Source organism: Bradyrhizobium sp. C9 (assembly GCF_002532045.1).
Classification (GTDB): Bacteria; Pseudomonadota; Alphaproteobacteria; order Rhizobiales; family Xanthobacteraceae; genus Bradyrhizobium.
The window spans coordinates 57,318-75,448 of record NZ_NWTG01000026.1 but is presented as its reverse complement, the minus strand read 5'-3'; the positions used below and the strand labels follow the sequence as shown (position 1 = coordinate 75,448).

At 63.3% G+C, this 18,131-nt stretch carries 17 protein-coding genes, 1 tRNA gene and 1 pseudogene; 10 read left to right on the top strand and 9 right to left on the bottom strand.

Translation table 11 applies throughout. From position 1 onward, the window contains the following. Positions 1–67 precede the first annotated feature (67 nt). The 4 genes from gcvT to CO675_RS33420 all read left to right on the top strand — a co-directional run bounded on the left by gcvT (position 68) and on the right by CO675_RS33420 (position 5,114). Entirely contained in the window at positions 68–1,213 is a 1,146-nt protein-coding gene (gcvT, locus tag CO675_RS33435) for a glycine cleavage system aminomethyltransferase GcvT (protein WP_198964838.1), read from the top strand. A gap of 19 nt (positions 1,214–1,232) precedes the next feature. Then, positions 1,233–1,598 (top strand): glycine cleavage system protein GcvH, encoded by a 366-nt coding sequence (gcvH, locus tag CO675_RS33430; RefSeq protein WP_097676064.1) that lies wholly within the window; start codon positions 1,233–1,235, stop codon positions 1,596–1,598. A 22-nt stretch (positions 1,599–1,620) separates the two neighbouring features. After that, positions 1,621–4,494, top strand: a complete 2,874-nt coding sequence (gcvP, locus tag CO675_RS33425) for an aminomethyl-transferring glycine dehydrogenase (RefSeq protein ID WP_097676080.1) — start codon at positions 1,621–1,623, stop codon at positions 4,492–4,494. A 182-nt stretch (positions 4,495–4,676) separates the two neighbouring features. After that, positions 4,677–5,114 (top strand): acyl-CoA thioesterase, encoded by a 438-nt coding sequence (locus CO675_RS33420; RefSeq protein WP_097676063.1) that lies wholly within the window; start codon positions 4,677–4,679, stop codon positions 5,112–5,114. 18 nt (positions 5,115–5,132) lie between these two features. Here CO675_RS33420 and CO675_RS33415 read toward each other — a convergent pair whose 3' ends face one another. Next, the gene (locus CO675_RS33415; protein WP_245453031.1) at positions 5,133–6,107 is read right to left on the bottom strand and encodes a hypothetical protein; all 975 of its coding nucleotides are present in this window, start codon (positions 6,105–6,107) and stop codon (positions 5,133–5,135) included. 155 nt (positions 6,108–6,262) lie between these two features. Next, positions 6,263–7,351: a recombinase RecA gene (gene recA / locus CO675_RS33410; protein ID WP_050402041.1), complete on the bottom strand. Its 1,089-nt coding sequence runs from the start codon at positions 7,349–7,351 to the stop codon at positions 6,263–6,265. Between the two features lie 431 nt (positions 7,352–7,782). Between recA and CO675_RS33405 the strand changes: the two genes are divergently transcribed. Then, positions 7,783–7,965 (top strand): hypothetical protein, encoded by a 183-nt coding sequence (locus tag CO675_RS33405; RefSeq protein WP_097676061.1) that lies wholly within the window; start codon positions 7,783–7,785, stop codon positions 7,963–7,965. 8 nt (positions 7,966–7,973) lie between these two features. Here CO675_RS33405 and CO675_RS33400 read toward each other — a convergent pair whose 3' ends face one another. Continuing rightward, a complete protein-coding gene (locus CO675_RS33400; protein WP_143279184.1) occupies positions 7,974–8,699 on the bottom strand; it encodes a hypothetical protein in 726 nt (241 codons plus the stop codon). Positions 8,700–8,956: 257 nt separating this feature from the next. On the opposite strand from CO675_RS33400, the gene CO675_RS33395 reads away from it, so the two are divergent. The 3 genes and pseudogenes from CO675_RS33395 (at position 8,957) to CO675_RS33385 (ending at position 11,291) form a co-directional block, all read left to right on the top strand. Further along, positions 8,957–9,032: transfer RNA gene (locus tag CO675_RS33395), tRNA-Cys, on the top strand. Between the two features lie 163 nt (positions 9,033–9,195). After that, positions 9,196–9,708: pseudogene (locus tag CO675_RS33390) on the top strand (IS1-like element transposase); the annotation flags it as partial. A 1,376-nt stretch (positions 9,709–11,084) separates the two neighbouring features. Continuing rightward, entirely contained in the window at positions 11,085–11,291 is a 207-nt protein-coding gene (locus CO675_RS33385) for a hypothetical protein (protein ID WP_097676058.1), read from the top strand. 22 nt (positions 11,292–11,313) lie between these two features. Here CO675_RS33385 and CO675_RS33380 read toward each other — a convergent pair whose 3' ends face one another. The 3 genes from CO675_RS33380 to CO675_RS33370 all read right to left on the bottom strand — a co-directional run bounded on the left by CO675_RS33380 (position 11,314) and on the right by CO675_RS33370 (position 12,168). After that, the gene (locus tag CO675_RS33380; RefSeq protein WP_097676056.1) at positions 11,314–11,544 is read right to left on the bottom strand and encodes a hypothetical protein; all 231 of its coding nucleotides are present in this window, start codon (positions 11,542–11,544) and stop codon (positions 11,314–11,316) included. Positions 11,545–11,642: 98 nt separating this feature from the next. Continuing rightward, complete coding sequence (locus tag CO675_RS33375) at positions 11,643–11,948, bottom strand: hypothetical protein (protein WP_097676055.1); 306 nt, start codon at positions 11,946–11,948, stop codon at positions 11,643–11,645. A gap of 88 nt (positions 11,949–12,036) precedes the next feature. Then, on the bottom strand, positions 12,037–12,168 hold the full coding sequence (locus CO675_RS33370) for a peptidylprolyl isomerase (protein WP_198964836.1): 132 nt from the start codon (positions 12,166–12,168) through the stop codon (positions 12,037–12,039). A gap of 216 nt (positions 12,169–12,384) precedes the next feature. Here CO675_RS33370 and CO675_RS33365 point away from each other — a divergent pair, with 216 nt between their 5' ends. Together CO675_RS33365 and CO675_RS33355 are read left to right on the top strand one after the other, a co-directional pair. Continuing rightward, a complete protein-coding gene (locus tag CO675_RS33365) occupies positions 12,385–13,860 on the top strand; it encodes an amidase (RefSeq protein ID WP_198964835.1) in 1,476 nt (491 codons plus the stop codon). A gap of 148 nt (positions 13,861–14,008) precedes the next feature. Then, a complete protein-coding gene (locus tag CO675_RS33355) occupies positions 14,009–14,470 on the top strand; it encodes a PaaI family thioesterase (RefSeq protein ID WP_097676053.1) in 462 nt (153 codons plus the stop codon). Here the strand turns inward: CO675_RS33355 and CO675_RS33350 are convergent, their stop codons facing one another. The 3 genes from CO675_RS33350 to CO675_RS33340 form a co-directional block, all read right to left on the bottom strand. Beyond that, positions 14,471–14,764: an HdeA/HdeB family chaperone gene (locus tag CO675_RS33350; protein ID WP_028339845.1), complete on the bottom strand. Its 294-nt coding sequence runs from the start codon at positions 14,762–14,764 to the stop codon at positions 14,471–14,473. Positions 14,765–15,123: 359 nt separating this feature from the next. Next, positions 15,124–15,693, bottom strand: a complete 570-nt coding sequence (locus CO675_RS33345) for a hypothetical protein (protein WP_097676052.1) — start codon at positions 15,691–15,693, stop codon at positions 15,124–15,126. 354 nt (positions 15,694–16,047) lie between these two features. Beyond that, positions 16,048–18,072: a pyrroloquinoline quinone-dependent dehydrogenase gene (locus tag CO675_RS33340; RefSeq protein ID WP_097676051.1), complete on the bottom strand. Its 2,025-nt coding sequence runs from the start codon at positions 18,070–18,072 to the stop codon at positions 16,048–16,050. Positions 18,073–18,131: the final 59 nt, after the last annotated feature.

The following is an 18,131-nucleotide window of genomic DNA, read 5'->3' as shown; positions in this document are numbered from 1 at the left end:
AGATGGGGCTTTCTGCAGGTTTCTCAAGGGGAAATAGGTCCCCGGCGGGAACCGCGAGGGCCCTGTGATGCTTGCGCGCGAAACCTCTCCGCTGAAACAGACCCCGCTGCATGCGCTGCATCTGGCGCGCGGCGCCAAGATGGTGCCGTTCGCCGGCTACGACATGCCGGTGCAATACACGGCCGGCGTGCTCAAGGAGCACCTGCACACCCGCAAGGAAGCCGGCCTGTTCGACGTGTCCCATATGGGACAGCTCGTGCTGAAGGCCAAATCCGGCAACGTCGGCGACGCGGCGCTCGCGCTGGAAAAACTGGTGCCGCAGGACATCGTCGGCATCGCGCCGGGACGGCAGCGCTACGCGCAATTCACCAACGACGACGGCGGCCTGCTCGACGACCTGATGGTGGCGAATTTCGGCGATCACCTGTTCCTGGTGGTCAACGCCGCCTGCAAGGCCGAGGACGAGGCGCATCTGCGGGCGCATCTCTCGGACACCTGCGAGATCGTGTCGCTGGCCGACCGCGCGCTGATCGCGCTGCAGGGGCCGAAAGCCGAGTCGGCGCTGGCGAAGCTTTGCCCAGATGTCAGTTCGATGAAATTCATGGACGCCGGACCGCGCCGCGTCGCCGACATCGACTGCTTCGTCTCGCGCTCCGGCTATACCGGCGAGGACGGTTTTGAGATTTCCGTGCCCGCGGGCAAGGCGGAGGCCCTGGTCACCGCACTGCTGGACAATCCCGACGTGCTGCCGATCGGGCTCGGCGCGCGCGACAGCCTGCGGCTCGAAGCCGGGCTTTGCCTCTATGGCCACGATATCGACACCACGACGACCCCGGTCGAAGGCGCGCTGGAATGGTCGGTGCAGAAGGTCCGCCGCAGCGGCGGCGCCCGCGCCGGCGGTTTTCCCGGCGCCGACAAGATCCTCGCCCAGTTCGCACAAGGCGCTGCCCGCCGCCGCGTCGGGTTGAGGCCCGACGGCCGCGCACCGGTGCGCGAAGGCGCCGCCCTGTTCGCCGATCCGACCTCGACCGAACAGATCGGCAAGGTGACCTCGGGCGGTTTCGGCCCGAGCCTCAATGCGCCGGTTGCGATGGGCTATCTGCCGACCTCGCTTTCCGCGCTCGACACCACCGTTTTCGCCGAAGTGCGCGGCCAACGGCTACCGCTCAAGGTCGCCGCCACGCCCTTCGTCCCCAATACCTACAAACGCTAAACGCTGAAGGATCGACCCCATGACGACGCTGTACACGTCCGACCACGAATGGCTCCGCATCGAGGGCGACGTCGCCACGATCGGGATCACCGACTACGCGCAATCGCAGCTCGGCGACGTCGTGTTCGTCGAACTGCCCAAGGTCGGCCGCAGCCTGAAGAAGGCCGAGGCCGCCGCCGTCGTCGAATCGGTCAAGGCGGCCTCCGATGTCTACGCGCCGATCACCGGCGATGTGATCGAGGTCAACGAAGCGCTCGCCGCCGAGCCCGCGCTGGTCAATTCGGATGCCGGCGGCAAGGCCTGGTTCTTCAAGCTGAAGATTGCCGACAAGGGCGAACTCGGCGGCCTGATGGATGAAGCCGCCTACGCCGCACACACCGCCTGAGGATCATCCCAAGGATCTCGCCATGAACGCGCCCTTCAAGCCGATCAACGAAGCCGCCACCGATTTCGTCCGCCGCCACATCGGACCATCACCGCGCGACGTCAACGCGATGCTGGAGACGGTCGGCGCCGCGAGCCTGCAGGCGCTGATGAACGAGACGCTGCCGGCGTCGATCCTCCAGAAGGCGCCGCTCGATCTCGGCCGTGCGCTGAGTGAAACCGAGGCGCTCGCGCATATGAGCGAGCTCGCCGGGCAGAACCAGGTGTTCACCTCGCTGATCGGCCAGGGCTATTCCGGCACCATCCTGCCCGCGGTGATCCAGCGCAACATCCTGGAGAACCCGGCCTGGTACACCGCCTACACGCCGTATCAGCCGGAAATCAGCCAGGGCCGGCTCGAAGCCCTGTTCAACTTCCAGACCATGATCTGCGATCTCACCGGTCTCGACGTCGCCAACGCCTCGCTGCTCGACGAGGCGACTGCGGCGGCCGAGGCGATGGCGCTCGCCGAGCGCCACTCGCAGGTCAAGGCGAAGGTGTTCTTCGTCGACCAGGAGGTGCATCCGCAGACGCTGGCGGTGATGCGCACGCGCGCCGCCCCGCTGGGCTGGGCGCTGGTGGTCGGCGATCCCCTGACCGAGCTCGACAAGGCCGACGTGCTCGGCGCGCTTTTGCAATATCCGGGCACGACGGGCGCGGTGCGCGACCTCCGGCCGGCAATCGCATCGCTGCGCGCCAAGGGTGCGCTTGCGATCGTCGCGGCGGACCTGCTGTCGCTGGCCCTGCTGACCTCGCCCGGCGAGCTCGGCGCCGACATCGCAATCGGCTCGGCGCAGCGGTTCGGCGTGCCGATGGGTTATGGCGGACCGCACGCCGCCTACATGGCGGTGCGCGACACGCTGAAGCGCTCGCTGCCCGGCCGCATCGTCGGCCTCTCGGTGGATTCGCGCGGCGCACCGGCCTATCGCCTCGCGCTGCAGACCCGCGAGCAGCATATCCGCCGCGAGAAGGCGACCTCCAACATCTGTACCGCGCAGGTGCTGCTCGCCGTGATCGCCTCGATGTACGCGGTGTATCACGGCCCCGAGGGCCTGACCCACATCGCGCGCGGCGTGCATCGCCGCGCCACCGTGCTCGCCGCCGGCCTGCGCAAGCTCGGCTTTGCGCCGACCAGCGAGGCGTTCTTCGACACCGTGACGGTCGAGGCAGGCAGCAAGCAGATCGAGATCGTCTCCCGCGCGCAGGCGGAGCGGATCAATCTGCGCATCGGTGCGACCACGCTCGGCATCGCGCTCGACGAGACCACGACGCCGGAGACGGTCGAGGCGGTGTGGCGCGTGTTCGGCGGCAAGCTCAGCTTTGCCGAGATCGAGGCGGCCGCGCGCGAGGCGCTGCCGAAGGAGCTGCGGCGCACCAGCGCCTTCCTCACCCACCCGGTGTTCAACACCCATCGCTCGGAGACCGAGCTGCTGCGCTACATGCGCAAGCTCAGCGACCGCGACCTCGCGCTCGACCGCGCGATGATCCCGCTCGGCTCCTGCACGATGAAGCTCAACGCCACCACCGAGATGATCCCGCTGACCTGGCCGGCGTTCGGCAATCTGCATCCGTTCGCCCCCGCAGATCAGGCCAAGGGCTATCACGCGCTGTTCAAGCGGCTGGAGCAGTGGCTGTGCGACATCACCGGCTATGACGCGATCTCGCTGCAGCCGAACTCCGGCGCGCAGGGCGAATATGCCGGACTCCTTGCGATCCGGGGTTACCATCTCGCGCGCGGCGAGCCGCACCGCAAGGTCTGCCTGATCCCCTCCTCCGCGCACGGCACCAATCCGGCCTCGGCCGCGATGGTCGGCATGGACGTCGTGGTTGTCGCCTGCGATGCGCGCGGCGACGTCGATGTCGGCGATCTCCGTGCCAAGGCCGAGAAGCATTCGGCCAACCTCGCCGCCGTGATGATCACCTATCCGTCGACCCACGGCGTGTTCGAGGAGCATATCAGCGAGATCTGCGACATCGTGCATGCGCATGGCGGCCAGGTCTATCTCGACGGCGCCAACATGAATGCGCAGGTCGGTCTGTCGCGGCCCGGCGATTACGGCGCCGATGTCAGCCATCTCAACCTGCACAAGACCTTCTGCATCCCGCATGGCGGCGGCGGCCCCGGCATGGGCCCGATCGGCGTGAAGGCGCATCTTGCGCCCTATCTGCCGGGCCATCCCGCGACCGACGGGGCGACCGCCCACGCCATCGGCCCAGTGTCGGCGGCGCCGTTCGGCTCGGCGTCGATCCTGACCATCTCCTACATCTACATCCTGATGATGGGCGGCGAAGGCCTGACGCGCGCCACCGAGATCGCGATCCTCAATGCCAACTACATCGCCGCACGGCTGCAGCCGCACTTCCCGGTGCTGTACCGCAATGCCCGGGATCGCGTCGCGCATGAATGCATCGTCGACCCGCGCGCCCTGAAGACCACCAGCGGCGTCACCGTCGACGACATCGCCAAGCGGCTGATCGACTACGGCTTCCACGCGCCGACCATGAGCTTCCCGGTGGCGGGCACGCTGATGATCGAGCCGACGGAATCGGAATCCAAGTTCGAGATCGACCGCTTCTGCGATGCGATGATCGCGATCCGGGGCGAGATCGCGGAGATCGAGAAGGGCCGCTGGAAGGTCGAGGCCTCGCCGCTGCGCCACGCGCCGCACACCGTCCACCACATCGCCGACGACGCCTGGAACCGGGCCTACACCCGCGCCGAGGGCTGTTTCCCGGCCGGCGTGTCGCGGTCCGACAAATACTGGAGCCCGGTCGGCCGCGTCGACAATGTCTACGGCGACCGCAATCTGGTGTGCTCATGCCCGCCGATCGAGGATTACGCGCAGGCGGCGGAGTAGTCGGGCGACGTGTCTCGGGAGGCGCTCGCGTCGCCCGGATATCAAAGCGCAGGTTGAGCCCTCCGGCTCAACCTGTCATCTGCAACGAAAAGAATTCGGCGTTTCGCCCGTCCGCGACCTGCACCGGTCAAAGCGGACGCGAGGCCAACGATAGCCGCGGGCGGCCCGCGGCAGGGGGATACATGCGCGAGGAATTCTGGTTTCATTTCCCGTTTCGCGTCCGCTATTCCGAGGTCGACGCGCAGGCCGTGGTGTTCAACGCGCACTACCTGACCTATTTCGACACCGCCATCACCGAATATTTCCGCGCGCTCGGTTACGACTATCTCGGCGAGGTGGCGCGGACCGGCATCGACTTCCACACCGTGAAATCGGTGGTCGAATACAAGGCGCCGATCCGGTTCGACGAGGATATCGAGGTCTGCGTGCGGGTCGCCAGGATCGGCCGCTCCTCGATCAACCTGGCGCTCGCGATCTTCGCCAAGGGCTCCGACGATCTCCGCGCCACCGGCGAGATCATCTGGGTCGCGACCGACCAGAAGACCCATCAATCGGTCGCCGTGACGGAAGATTTGCGGGCGCTGGTCGCGAGCCGAGAAAAGGCGCTGGCGCGCGGGTAGGCCGGCGAGAGCCAAACGCTAGGGCTTCGTCAATGCCGGAGCCCAGCGCCAGAGGTTGTCGTTGGTGAGATGCGTGCCGCCCCACCAGCGATTGATCGGATTGTGATCGGTGAAGTCTGCCTCGTGGGCAAGGACTGCCTTGCCAAACTCGGTGATCGACAAGCGGCTTCGCTGGTAGGCCTCAAGACGCGCCCGTGCATTCCCGGGTTCGATGACACGCAAGTCATCGTCGAGCCCAGCGATCACCGGCCGCGGTCCATGCGCAAGCCCTTCGAGCAGCCCGCCGATTTCCATGTCGTTGAAGACGCCACGCTGGCGAAAGCCGCGAAGATAGAGCAGCGCGTTCGTGCCCATGAAACCCGCAGCGATCAGCTCAAGCAGCCGTATCTCGGTCGCACCAAGTCCCGATCCGCTCCACGGCAGTTCGCAGAGCAGATCAAGCAGAGCCGGCCTCAGCAACGGAAACGCACTCAGGTCGCGGTGCACCGCATCGAAGCACGCCTCCGGAGTTGTCGCCCGATACGCCTGCCAGCACATGCTGGCCGTCTCGATATCCGCAGGTCGGATGTTAGCCAGCGGGACCTCGTTCCAACCGCGCCATGCCGGGTCCATCGTTAGCAGGCTGAAGCCGACGAGACGCAATTTCAGCTTCGCCAACATGTCCGGCTGAGCATGAAACTGGTCGAGCACCCAGATCAACTGCAGCTGATCGTTTGGATCAGGGTCAAACCACAATTCGATGATGTCGAACGACTGGCAATAATCGTTGAACGCGAGGTCCTTCCAAGTCGCGCGCTTCGCCGACGGGGAAATCCAATCGGACCAATGATTCCCCGGCTTCTGGCCCGCTCGCACGCCGAAATAGGCCGCCAGCGCTCGTGGCGAAGGCAGCATGCCACAGCCGAAACGAAATGAAAGCGGAAGCACCGCGTCGCCCAGACCTGCGCGCTTCAGGTCGAGCCCGGATGGATTACTCAAGATCAGACGCTTCACCGCTTCAACTCACTGAACGCCGCACAAAACCAAACGGGCGCCGAAGACGTCGGCAACTCAACGTCCTCAGCGCCCGCTTGCAGCGAAATGATTTGATCGTTCGAACATGATCTTTCGGAAAACCGCTTCGCGCTTTTCCGGATCATGCCCGAGGCTTACTCGTCGGCGGGCTCTTCGCCCTCGGCGTCGCGCTCGGGCGTGCCGGCAAGGATCTGCTCGGAGATCAGGCCGGAGTTCTGCCGGATCGCGGCTTCGATCTTGGCGGTGATGTCGGGATTCGCCTTCAGAAACGCCTTCGAATTCTCGCGGCCCTGACCGAGCCGCTGGCTGTCATAGGAGAACCAGGCGCCCGACTTCTCGACGATGCCGGCCTTGACGCCGAGGTCGAGGATCTCGCCCATCTTGGAGACGCCCTCGCCGTACATGATGTCGAACTCGACCTGCTTGAAGGGCGGTGCCAGCTTGTTCTTCACCACCTTGACGCGGGTGGTGTTGCCGACCACCTCGTCGCGCTCCTTGATCGCGCCGATGCGGCGGATGTCGAGGCGGACGGAGGCATAGAACTTCAGCGCGTTGCCGCCGGTGGTGGTCTCCGGCGAGCCGTACATCACGCCGATCTTCATGCGGATCTGGTTGATGAAGATCACCATGGTATGGGACTTGTTGATCGACGCGGTGAGCTTGCGCAGCGCCTGGCTCATCAGGCGCGCCTGCAGGCCCGGCAGCGCATCGCCCATCTCGCCTTCGAGTTCGGCCTTCGGCACCAGCGCCGCGACCGAATCGACCACCAGCACGTCGACCGCACCCGAGCGCACCAGCGTGTCGCAAATCTCCAGCGCCTGCTCGCCGGTGTCGGGCTGCGAGATCAGGAGCTCGTCGATGTTGACGCCGAGCTTGCGCGCATAGACCGGGTCGAGCGCATGTTCAGCGTCGATGAAGGCGCAGATGCCGCCCTTCTTCTGGCCTTCCGCCACGGTGTGCAGTGCCAGCGTGGTCTTGCCCGACGATTCCGGCCCGTAGATCTCGACGACACGCCCCTTCGGCAGGCCGCCGACGCCGAGCGCAATATCGAGCCCCAGCGACCCCGAGGACACCGTCTCGACATCCATCGAACGGTCGTTCTTGCCGAGCTTCATCACCGAGCCCTTGCCGAACTGGCGCTCGATCTGGGAGAGCGCGGCTGAGAGGGCCTTGGACTTGTCCATGGAGGATCCTTCGACGATACGCAGTGCAGTAGCGGACATTTGGGATGTGCTCCTTATGGCGGGGATTCGCTAGCGGGAAAAACGGGAGATGAGCTCGGGCGGAATGCGTTGTTGATAGGAATCTCGTACCACGTTTGTTCTATGTTCGCAATATGTTCTTTTCGGCGCGTCGGTGCTGGCCTGTTTCCATCCCCAGTGGCCTACTTTGAAATTTCGAGTGGCCTAGTTTGAACTTAACCCTGTCGCAACCATGCGTGGCCCGGTGTTCTCAGTAGTCCTACCGAGGGGCCGTATTCCGCGTTCTGGGCACATAGATTCCGATGATCCCCGATTCGTTCTAAGTCCACATCGTAGTGGGATTACCGGGGTTCTCCGTGGGGGAACGGAGTTCGAAATCCAAGCTAATGGCGAAAGAAACTGTAAACGCGTGGAGCGATACCCTTATCGCCAGCACCACTTTGGGATGACCAGTGGCCGACAAGATCGCCTTCTATTTCTTTATGGGCCTATGGTACTTCGTCGCAGCCATCGATGCGGCCCTGCGCTTCGTATATTTTTATGGCCCGGCAATATTGGTTTTTTGTATCCTGATCGGTGCTGGGGTCGGAGTCTATTTGGCCGCAACCAGCAAGTCCCAAAAGAAATTCTTCTAGAGACCGCCTCAGTTGGCGGCCTCGTCGTCCTTGTTCGCTTGGCGTTTCACGCGGCGCAGCAGCAAACTCAGTTGGTCCTCCAGGTCCTGATAGCTTTCCATGGAAAGCTGCTTTGGAAAGGTGATCGTGACCGTCCCCTCGGGGAGGTTGAAGACCTCCTGAATTGGCTTCTGGATTGAATCGAGAGGCTTATTTAAGGCCCTCGACAATTCCGCTGACTGCTGAATGGCTTGGGACATATCGGCCTCATCCTCTTCTTCGGGAGGATTATACTCGTCCTGAATGCCGCCAACAAGGTTGAACGTGGCAAGATAAGATTTTGCCGCCTTCTCAGCAGCTTCCGCAGTGAACCCCTTTTTGATGAGCGTGAACTTGAGATTGTCCACACTCGGCACCGTCTCAAATTCTTTCGAGAGCTCTTGAAACAACGATGGCTTGTTCGCCAGACGCCCAAGCGCGGCCGTCCGTTCCGTCGAGCCGTTCGGGGCATTTAGCGCAGCTACGGCATCATCGCTAATGCGAAGCTCGTCACCGCCCCCCTCGATGAGCCCATAGGCGCGGACAGCGCCGATTCTGCCGAGTGCGCGACCATTGAGGCTAGAATAGCCTAGATGCTTCGCAAGCACCGTGCGCGACATTTTATTGCGATTTTCCTTCGCAAAAGCCGGGCGGATCGCCTCCAGCGCAGGCCCAAGCGACATCGCCGGGTAATTCGGACTGCGGACCTTAGCCATTGTGCCCTCCTAAGTTGCGGAACCTATAGAGGGTCAACGAGGATAAAGCAAGGAAAAATTTTATCCACTATCGCTAACTCGGTATTGCAAGTTAACTGGATAGATGTCATGTTCCCGTTCGTTGAGGGAACCACCATGACAACAGTTTGAGCCCTTTGGAGCGCTGGCCGAGCGCCAAGGGGCGAGGAAAAAGGAAGGGCCGCAGCGTCAAACCTCGGGGGAGGAACGCTACGGCCCTGCAATCGGCTCTAGGGTTTTCAGGGATCGTCTAAAGGTAGGACACCCGCCCCTACAAGGGTGGAGATGTCGGTCCGAGTCCGGCTCCCTGAACCATCGAACTAGTGGGACCGCTTTGGTTGCAGCCGCAGCGGCCCCGATCAACCGCACCGGGGATGAGCCCGAAGCGAATGACCATCTCGCAAATATAAGCGTTGCAGCGCTGATTTGCTAGAGTCTCGCGGAAGCCGTCCCCTTCACACCGTGAAGGATGAGCTTCATGAACGTTCTCTCCCGCGAAAAGCAAATCGAAGTCATTGCCGCGCTTTGCGAAGGCGTCGGCATCCGCACCGCTGCGCGACTGACCGGCGTTAACCGTGGCACCGTTGGCAACCTGGCTCTGCGTGTCGGCATGGGCTGCATGGAGCTGCACGACCGTTTGATGGTCGGCATCCGCACCGAGCGCCTTGAGCTTGATGAGGCGTGGTCCTTCGTCGGCAAGAAACAGAAGAACGTCCAGCGCCACGAAATTCACGCCAAAGGCGATCAGTACATTTTCATCGGTATGGCTGGCACCCAGAAGGCGATCATTAGCTGGGGCGTCGGCAAGCGTAACACCGAAAGCACGATGAACTTCCTGCACGACCTTCGCAGTCGTGTCATCGGCCAGCCGGAGATTTCAACGGATGGCTTCCATCCATATCGCATGGCGATCCGCGACGCTTTTGGCGACAGCGCCTCGCACGGCGTCATCGTAAAGACCTACTCGGTAAGACATAGCTGTCGAGACTCGCTCCGCCACTGAGCGGCTGTTTTGCGCCTCCCTGATCTCTCGCAAAAATGGCGCGAAGCATTGAGGCCGCCTCAGTTGGCGGCCTCCTTCATTCGTCGTGAGAGCGCGGAGATCTCTCCGCTCGCGCTAAGCTGACGGCGATTCCACCGTCGAGGCTCGCACAGAATTCGACCACCTAGTCTCGGAAATCATTCCAAGGGCCGGAATATAAACTCGTCCCTCCAAAGAAACGGCCCCAGCGCCCTTGGAGGTCGATGCTGGGGCCGCTTCGCCGGTCCGCCGAATTCGAAAGGGGCCGCTCACGCCTGCGGCCCCTACCGGGAAAATTCTCGAAAATATGGTCGGGATGAAATGGCTAGCCCCGGTAAGAATAAATTTAATCTTATCCACAGGTTTTGAGGATTCCGGAAGAACACGGTGTTCCGCATATCGCCATCCGTTCCTTGCTAGGGATCGTCCCGCTCGGCGGATTTCGAAGCGGACGGAAAGGACCTTCCGACGAATACCAGGAGACCGCCTAGGATAGCGAGTAGCAGGGCGTATACCAAGAAAGTTGCCTCAGTCCCGATGCACTCCGCGTCGCCAGTGCACGAGCTAAGAACCGCCAAATACGAATCCGAGCGCTCCCATGAGCGCGGTTGCCCCAACGTAGAACGCCACCATTCTGGCGATTGTCATTTAAATCTAGCCTTGGAGGCCGCCTCCCCGCTCGCGAGTCGAACGGCGCGCGCTTCCGCGTGAGGTCTGCGCCAACGGTGGCGGCAACGCGCTGAAGCGCGGAGGCAACACGGTCCGGATTGGTCGCTGTGATAGCCAATTTGGGACATGTCCTGTGGCACAAATTGTATAGGTTTCCAGCTATCAGGATTTTGCACACCTTCCTGGGGCTAGGGCCAGCGCCGTCCGCAAGCATTTCAAGCGGACGGCGTTGTGCTGTCGGGCATCGCTTGGGCTGCGACGCGGCGCGATCCGTAGTTCTCCGGGGCAGAACAAAGTTCCGCGAGCAGACGACTCGGCGTTCGTCCCGACTGCATCGGATAATCAACGAGTTACCGAAGGATTCGGCGAGGCCGGATCACGATTGGCACAATCTGCATACTACCTTGGTACCCCTCCTGACGCCCCCAAAAACTACGTAGCCTTCACGGGAAGACTCGGGTTCCGCCAGTGTTCGTAACATTGGCTAGTCCGGCCAGCGCATCGATAGCGTGTCGCGAGGCAAGGCGGCGCCGCCGGCGAACGGATCCACTTCGGGATCCACAACGACGTCCGAACGGGCGCGACGGTTTCACTCCATCCTTTGACGGGTGTTAAGTATTAATACAACCTATGATTTAAATATCGACGACCGCCGTTCATTCGCGGAACCGTTCCAGATGATTCACAAGGGCGTCGAATTCAGCGTCACGCAGCTCATGCCCGGCGTCTGGAAATGGCGTTTCCAGATCGGCGATCGGGTCTTCACGGGCAAGACCGAAGCAAAACTCGACCTGCTGGCGATCCGCCGCGTGCAGCTGCGGATCGACCGCGAGCTGAACAATCTCGGGCTCGGACGGAGCCGCGGACACCGCGATCAGGATTGAGGCGCAGTCCGTCCGGCAGGCCTCAGTCCGCGCTTGCCAGCCGCCGCATCGTGAATTCGATGTCGCCGCCGGGCAGTTCGCGCCAGCTCTCGACCGCGCTCATATAGGCGGCCTTCGGGTAGCGCTTGAGAAAGTCGCGCGCCCGCAGGCGGGCCTGGTCGCGCGGCAGGCTGAAGGTCTCGCGCAGATAGCCGTCATCCGGCTTGCGCCGTGCGGCCATCCGGCTGGCGAGATCGCGCGGACGAAACACCATCACCGCAACTCCGAACCAACTGACGACGCCGCTAATATAGGGGTGTCGCCACGAGAATCCGAGTCTGCGGGAAACCGGCCAGGCCGACCCGAACGGGCTTACTGGCTGCGCTGCGCGGAGTTTCCGGGCTGCACGGAGCTTCCGGTCTTTGTCTTCGGCTTGGCCGGGTGGGCCGCCGCCTTCGGCGGCGCATCGCTGCGCACCGCGCCCCAGGGATCGGACGATCCCTTGGCATCCGGAATCTTGCTCAGCGAGTTCTTGTAGGCCCGGTCGTTGATCGCGTCCTGATCCTTCTCTTCCTGGGTCTTGGTCTTGACCTCAGGCATCAGATTGACGTTCGGCATCTGCGCATAGGCCGGCGCCGACAACAGCACCGCGACCGCAACTGCGCCCAAAACTCTCATAAGAACGCTCCCTGCATTTTCGCCAGCGGTATATCACCGCAAGAAAGCCGCCGCCAAGCGTGGCCATGACAAGCGTACCTGCCCTGCCCTAGAGATTGTCTGACTTGCAGGATTTCGGCGACTGCATCCAGTCGTCCCAGATCGGACCGCATCGCGTGCAGCTACCGAGCGCAAGCCCGATCGCGATCACGCCGCCCAGCAATACCAACCTGCGGAACATGGACGCCCCCACCACTGACGAGGGGCAATTGGGCGCCAAAACTGGGGCATTTTCAAGCCGGGCACGGCGCTTGCAACGCAGCGCAAGCGCGTCGGAACGCAGCGCAGGGTGCATCGGAACGCCGCGCAAGCGCGTCGGACAGCAGCGCCCGCGCGATGGGTTTGACCGGGCAGCCCCCCAAACTACACTGCGCAACAAAGCAGAAAAGGAATCGAAATGACTTTGGCGATGAGCTGGGACGAATGGACGCGGCATGACGGGACGGCGCTCGCCGATCGGGTCCGGAATGGCGAGCTGACGCCGCGGGAGCTGGCGGCACAGGCTGCCGCCGCCGCGGCCAAGGTCGATCCGGCGCTCTCCGGCTTGGTCGAGCTGTTCGACGACGTGATCGCCGATCCCGCGCGCGACGGCGCCGATCTCAACGGGCCGTTCGCCGGCCTGCCCTTCCTGATGAAGGATCTCGGCCCCACGCTGAAGGGCCGGCTGCAGGAGATGGGCTCGCTGATGATGCGCGGCAACCGCGCCGCGGCCGACACCTTCCTGACGACGAAGCTGCGCAAGGCCGGTCTCAACCTGATCGGCCGCACCACCACGCCGGAGTTCGGGGTCTGCAGCTCGGCCGAGAACCCTGCGGTCTATGTCACGCGCAATCCCTGGAACACCGACTACACCACCTGCGGCTCGTCGGCCGGAAGCGCGGCGATGGTTGCCGCCGGCGCCGTTCCGATCGCGCATGCCACCGACGGCGGCGGCTCGATCCGGATTCCCGCCGGCGTCAACGGCAATATCGGGCTGAAAGTGTCGCGCGGCGTGTTCTCGCTCGCGCCGCACCTGTCCGATCTCACCGGCCTCGTCTCGATCCAGGGCTGCCAGTCGCGTTCGGTGCGCGACACCGCCGCCTTCGTCGATGCCTGCCGGGGACCTGCACCCGGCGAGTTCATGCCGTTCTGGACTCCGCCGGAGCCCTATACCGCGATGATCGCGCGCGACCCCGGCCGGCTCAGAATCGCGCTGTCGCACACATGGGGCGACTATCGCGCGACGCCGCATATCGCAGCCGAGCTCGAGCGGGTCGGCCGCTTCCTCGAAGGCCTCGGCCATCAGGTCGACTACGCCCTGCCGTCGATCGACTACACGGAAGCCTTCGCGGCGCAGACCACCTGCTACATCAGCAATTTCGCCGTCGTGATCGGCAACATGGTCGCGGCGCGCGGACTGACGCGGCCGCCGGCGGACCTGATCGAGCCGATCAACATCCGCATCTGGGAGCATGGCCGCGACTTCAGCTTTGCCGATCGCGCCCGCATGCAGGCTGTGTTCAACACCACGGCGCGCGGCTTCGGCGCCTTCTTCGAGGATTGGGACATCATCCTGACGCCGATCACCGCGCTGCCGACGCCAAAGATCGGCACCAGGGAATATCTCACCATCAGCGACAACCCGTCGGTGCTGGACTGGTTCGGCAATCTCTGGCGCAACTTCGCCTTCACGCCGCTCGCCAACCTCTGCGGCATCCCGGCGATCTCGCTGCCGCTCGCGACCAACGAGCACGGCCTGCCGCTCGGCATCCAGGCGATCGGCAAGCAGGCCGATGACGGCCTGCTGCTGCAGCTCGCCGCCCAGATCGAACGGGCGATCGACGGCAAGTGGAATGACGGCAAGACACCGCGCGTGCACGTCACGCGCAACTAGAGCGTTTTCGAGCGAAGTGGATACCGGTTCGCGTGAAGAAAACGCGTCAAAACAAGAATCTAGAGCCCCGTTCCGATACAATCGGAACGGGATAGGCTCTAGACAATAGACAGCAAGCAAGAAACATCAGCGGAGGAAACGGAACGTCATGCAGCAGGCCAATGAATTCGGGATCGACGACGCGAAACGCGTGCTCGGCGACGTCTTTGCGCCATGGGTGCAGGACCTCAATCTGTCGATCGAGCAGTTCGACATCGCACCGCCCGCCGGCGGCGATGCCGACTGGCAGCCCGGCGCCATCCTGCGCATGCCGTTTTCCGAGCGGCTGTGCCGCCAGGGCGGCATCGTCTGCGGCCAGGCGCTGATGGCGTTCGCCGACACCGCGATGGTGCTGGCCAATCTCGCGGCCAACAAGGGCTATCGCCCGATGACGACGGTCGACCAGACCACGCACTTCATGCGCGCGGCGACCGCCTCCGATGTGCTGGCCGACGCGCGCGTGGTCCGGCTCGGCCGCACCATGAGCTTCGGCCGCGTCACGCTGCTCTCCGCCACCGACAACAAGCCGGTGGCGATGGTGTCGAGCGCGTTCGCGATGCTGCCGGGATAACTACTTGCCGAGCACCGCCTCGGCGGCGTTGACGATGCTGATGGTCGGGTTCTTTCCGCAATAGGTGCCGAACTTCTTGGCGTTCTCGGTGAACACGTCGGTGTCGATGATCGCCTCGTCGGAATCGCCCTTGTACCAGCCGTCCATCCAGACCAGCACCATCTTGATGGTGTCGTCGCCGCCTTCGACGAACTGCTTGCAGGTCATGGTCGAGAGATCGAGCACGGTGGCATTGGCCGGCGCGGACGACAGCGCGAGCGCAGCGGCAAGCATGATCGAGGCAGTGATCTTCATCGCAATCTCCATGGGCAATGATCTGAAAATGAACAGGCGCCGGAAGCCTGGCGCGTCCGCTCGCGACCTCGTAAGCGAAGCGTCGCGGCGAACGCAAGCATGACATCGCGCGCGTGGGCCCGCACGTCGTTTCGGTGCACGGATTGAGAATCCGTGTTTCTGATTTGTTATGGCGTCGCGCTAAAACGCGATGAGAACAGGGTGCGTACTCAAAAATCCAGTATATGCGAGCGGCGATAGCGAAGTCCGTGTCGCCCTCAAAAGCCAACATCGGCGATGCATCGGTGAATGTCCCGCCAAGGGCCAGGAGCTGACATTTCTTCGGTCTGCTGCTATTCAAGAACGTCTTCGCTTCAGAACTAAGCACCGCTTTTGGGATGGATGCGGCGAACCTCCAGTTCGTCCCACCGCGTCATGACTTTCGTGTTGAAGCGTGCCTGATCAAACCTCACTTCGCCGTCATCCTCGACTAGAAAGATATCATCTTGGGACGCGACGGCTTTCAGAAAGCGATGCGAGCGAATGTCGAGATTTACTAACCCACCACGGGACGCGAAATGGCTGTGCAGGTACTCAAAGGCGAACATCGCAACACAGTAGTTGTCGAAAGTCTCGAACTTCAGAAAGTTAGCGGCCTCGCATTCGTCTAAGGTCACAACGGGCTTAAAAAAGATTCTCGATTGGCCGGGAAGACGCGTTGTCCAACGAGGCGGGTTCGGCTCGTAAAGCGGCTTCAGAGCACCAACTTGGTTCAGCACCCCTGCGGGCCATTCCCAGCGCCCCGAACCTTCGACATAGAACGCCTCATGCAGCGTGCCATTTTCATCAGGAAGCGATTGGAGCCAACCCTGCGTTCGGTCGAGATCAATCTTCCGATAAACCTCGAACAGAAGCTCGTACACGATCGCAGCCACTGTCGCGTTCTGCATTCCTCGATCTCCTGATACCGGCTCACGCTTGTCCGTCAGGGTTATTTGTCAATCCCTAAGAAATTCGCCGGGGGATGACACGGAATATCCGCTTTGGGTCAAATGCGGCGGTCGAGGATCGATGATGAGAAGTCTGGACTGCACCCAGTACCGGACCAGTCAGAGGCGGCGAACAACCTGAATTCATCGCGCTTTAGCGGAGCGAGGCAGCGCCCGCATCATTTCGGAATATTAGAAATGTACGCCTGAGTTGCCCGACGTGTCAAGTTGCTTTTCGAACGCCGGCAGCCGCCGGCTACTTTGCATGGGGTTGTTTTCGATATTTTGAGGGCGCGCACCTGAAGCAGGGACCACCTAAGCGGATCGCGAGCGACGGCTGTGCCGCCAGCGCCACAACAGCGCAATGAGGGCCACGAGCACGAGACCGGCGGCCACAGCCTTGGCGGTGAACCGCCCGCCGGGCCAGTCGATCAGGCGCGCGAGAAGTGAAACGCCCTCGCCCTGCCGCGGCAGGCGAAATGCCACCACGCTGTCGCCGATCGAGGTGCCGCCCTCGGAATGGCCGCCGGCGCCGATCACGACATACTGCTCGCCCTTCCAGAGATAGGTCATCGGATTGGCGACGCCCGGCACCGGAAGCCGGCCGAGCCACAATTGCCGGCCCGACTTGACGTCGAACGCGCGCAGATAGGCGTCCATCGCACCGGTGAACACCACTCCGCCCGCGGTGATCGCGACGCCGCTGAGCAACGGCGTGCCGGTATTGAGCGCGATGCCGAGCGGCGCGAGATCCTCGCTGGTGCCGACCGACGAATGCCAGAGGATCTTGCCGGCCTTGAGATCGACCGCCACCGTCTCGCCCCACGGCGGCTTGTTGCACGGCGACCCAACCTCGGTACTCGCCAGCGCCCGCGACATCGCAAACGGCGCGCCCTGCTGCTGGCCGAAATCGTGGCCGGGCGGCGGATTGAAGCCCTTGGCCTGATCGCGCGGAATCAGCGTGATGAGATGCGCCGCGTGGCTGACATTGGCGAACAGGATCTGGTTGACCGGATCAAAGGCCGCGCTGCCCCAGTTCACGCCGCCGCCGGTCATCGGATAGATGATCGTGCCCTGCGTCGACGGCGGCGTGTAAAGCCCCTCATTGCGGGATTTCGCGAGCAGCTTGTCGCACGCCGCGCTGCCGATGCCCGGTAGCAGGCCGCCGACATCATCGGCCGTCATCCGTTGGGTCAGCAGCGGCGGCACATGGGTCGGGAACGGCTGCGTCGGCGACAGGGTCTCGCCCTCGGCGCCGTTCTGCGGCACCGCGCGCTCCTCGACCGGCCACACCGGCTTGCCGGTGTCGCGATCGAGCACGAACACAAAACCTTGCTTGGTCGGCTGGATCACGACGTCGCGCATGCCGTTGCCGGTGTCGATCCGCGCCAGTGTCGGCTGTGCCGGCAGGTCGTAGTCCCAGACGTCGTGATGCACGGTCTGGAACGCCCATGCGAGCTCGCCGCTCTCGATGCGCAGCGCGACGACGGAATTGGCGTGCTCATCATTGCCGGGACGCTTGCCGCCCCAGAAATCGGGACTGGGCGATGTCGTCGGCAGGAACACCAGGCCCCGCTCCTCGTCCACCGACATCGGCGCCCAGACATTGCTGTGGCCGGCCTCGACGCCGGCATGCACCAGCGGATCGAAGGTCCAGCGCGGCTGGCCGGTCCGTGCATCGAAGGCGCGCACCGCGCCGACCGGTGCATCGACACGCCGGTTGTCGCCGATCGCGGACCCGACCACGACCACGCCGCGGCCCGTCACCGGCGCCGACGTGATCTGAAACTCACCGGGCCATTCCAGCTTCATGCCGGCGTCGATCTTGATCTCGCCATTGTTGCCGAAATCAGCGCAGGGCTTGCCGGTCCTGGCATCGAGCGCGATCAGGCGCGTGTCGTTGGTGCCGGTGAAGATGCGTGACTTGCAGGCCGCACCATCCGCCGCGCGATCATCGGTCCAGTGCGCGACACCACGGCAGACAAACCGATTGGCCGGTCGCTGCGCCATGCTGATCTTCGGATCGAACCGCCATTTCGGCGCGCCGGTACCGGGATCGAGCGCGATCACTTCGTTGAACGGCGTGCAGAAGATCAGGCTGTCCTCGACGAACAGCGGCGTCACCTCGAACTTGGTGCGCTTCATGACCTCGGGCGGACGCGCGTCGAGATCGCCGGTGCGGAATTCCCAGCCGCGCACCAACGTGCCGACATTGTCTGTCCTGATCTGTGTCAGCGGCGAGAAGCGTGTGCCTCCGCGATCGCCGCCCCAATACTCCCAGGCGAGCGCCGGCTGTACACACAGCAGTAGCGCGGCAAGCAGGCGAAACAGCGACCGCATTGCGTCCTCCCGCAAGATGCGATCATCACACGCCGCATCTCATGCGGGAAAGCCTTTAC